The following is a 1,632-nucleotide window of genomic DNA, read 5'->3' on the forward strand; positions in this document are numbered from 1 at the left end:
GCTTCGGGCACGGGCCCGGCCGGGGCGTCCCGGTGCCGGACGGTCGGTCCGGCCCCGGGGATCACGCGTCCCGGGTCCATCCTCCCCCGGGCACGGGTAAGCGCGCCGTCAGGACACCGGGTGAGGACCGTGGCGAGGTACCCGGGGGACGCGGGGGACCGTGGGGTGGCCACCCCGAACCGGAACGGGCACGGAGTGCCGCGAAAGCCCTCCGGGAACCGGTGGAAACGGGGACGACCCGGGGGTGGGCCGCCGGCGAACCGGGCGTTCACCGGAATGTCCATCGTTTTTTCTGTTGCCGGAAGGTTTCCGGGGGGTGCCGCCCGGGGATCACCCCTGCACACCCCAGCGATCCCCCCACCGGGCGCCAGGCATCGACGCCGGCGAACCGTGACGGGACCGCCCCTCCGAGGGCTCCGCGATCGCGATCCACTTCGGCACCCCGTGCCGCCGACCGATGACAAGGGGGCGCATCATGGACGCGTTCACCGCAGGCATTCTGCAGCGCATCGAGAACACCGAGACCCAGTTGGAGCGCGCCCGCGAGGCCGGCGACGTCTTCTCCGCGGACCTGGAGCAGGCCGAGCTGGAGGACCTGCTGCGCCTGGCCTCGGAGCACGGCGTACGGGTCGAGCGGGTGGCCGCCTGATCTCCCGCGCTCCGTCAGGGGGCCGCGCCGGGCGCGCGGCCCCCTGACCGCTCCGGGGCGACCCGGGATCGCGCCCGGACCGACCCACGCGGTTCGTGCGGGAAGGGGCCCCGGGGAGGACTTCTCCTCCCCGGGGCCCCTTCGTCCGCCCTCGGGCCCCGGGGGACCGGCTGGACCGGCTCAGTCGTGCCAGGCGCCGAGCTCCTCCAGGAGGGGTTGGAGGAGTTCGAAGACCCCGGGCGAGGCGGCCACGGCGAGGTCGCCGTCCGCCGGCCGACCGGGACGACCACCGGTCAGGGCGCCCGCCTCACGGGCGATCAGCTCACCCGCGGCGAGGTCCCAGGCGCCCAGGCCGCGCTCGTAGTAGCCGTCCAGCCGTCCGCCGGCCACGTCGCACAGGTCGATCGCCGCCGACCCGCCGCGCCGGATGTCCCGCAGACGGGGGATCAGCCGCCGCGCGACCTCCGCCTGCGCGACGCGCACCTCGGTGACGTAGTTGAACCCGGTGCCGATGAGGGCCCGGTCCAGCGGGGGCGAGGGGCGGCAGCGCAGCGGGGTCGTGGTGCCGTCGGCGGCGCGGCGCAGCGCTCCCCCGCCGAGCACGGCCCAACAGGTCTCGCCGCGCATGGGGATCTCCACCACCCCCACGGCGGTGCGGCCGTCGATCTCGGCCGCGATGGAGACCGCCCAGTTGGGCAGGCCGTACAGGTAGTTGACGGTGCCGTCGAGGGGGTCGACGACCCAGCGCACGCCACTGGTGCCGGCGGTGTCGCCGCCCTCCTCGCCCAGCACCGCGTCGTCGGGGCGGCGCTCGGCGAGGAAGTCGGTGATCAGCTTCTCGGCGGCCAGGTCCATCTCGGTGACCACGTCGATGGGACTGGACTTGGTGGCCGCGACGGCGAGGTCGTCGGGACGGCCGCCGCGCAGCAGGCGGCCGGCGCGGGCGGCGGCCTCCAGGGCGATGTCGAGCAGCTCGCCGGGGG

At 75.7% G+C, this 1,632-nt stretch carries 2 protein-coding genes; one reads left to right on the forward strand and one right to left on the reverse strand.

Annotated features, from left to right (window positions below):
* The first annotated feature begins 475 nt into the window (after window positions 1-475).
* Window positions 476-649 carry a hypothetical protein gene (locus FOE67_RS25115; RefSeq protein WP_182667109.1) on the forward strand — a complete coding sequence of 58 codons (174 nt, stop codon included), beginning with the start codon at window positions 476-478 and terminating at the stop codon, window positions 647-649.
* Between the two features lie 180 nt (window positions 650-829).
* On the opposite strand, the gene FOE67_RS25120 is transcribed toward FOE67_RS25115, so the two are convergent.
* On the reverse strand, window positions 830-1,621 hold the full coding sequence (locus FOE67_RS25120) for an inositol monophosphatase family protein (RefSeq protein WP_228474273.1): 792 nt from the start codon (window positions 1,619-1,621) through the stop codon (window positions 830-832).
* Window positions 1,622-1,632: the final 11 nt, after the last annotated feature.

Source organism: Streptomyces calidiresistens, from assembly GCF_014141525.1.
Lineage (GTDB): Bacteria > Actinomycetota > Actinomycetes > Streptomycetales > Streptomycetaceae > Streptomyces > Streptomyces calidiresistens.